The 254-nt window shown below is 61.8% G+C and carries 1 protein-coding gene; it reads right to left on the minus strand.

Annotation, left to right across the window (positions count from 1 at the left end; translation table 11 throughout):
• On the minus strand, positions 1–254 hold a 254-nt coding region (locus Q7W83_RS29065; protein ID WP_473658411.1), incomplete at both ends, for a hypothetical protein.

Here is a 254-nt window from a genome sequence, read left to right on the forward strand (position 1 = left end):
ACCCGAACGATCTCACCCTGCAATTCCAACGCCCGTGCTGTCCTGTGCCCCTGGCGATTTTTGTTGTGGGTGATCTGGTTGCGTTCGCGGGTCAGGGTTTTCAGGTAGTCGCGCTCACTGAGCAGTTCCGTGAGGTTGTTTTGCAGCGCCGCGTGTTCCGCCGGGCTGGAGACGGTGAAGGTCACCCCGGTGGTTTTTGCCGCGTCGAGAATCCGCCCCGGTAGCGCCTTGGGCAGGCGCCGGAACAGTTCATC

It is taken from the genome of Pseudomonas sp. 300, from assembly GCF_055803035.1.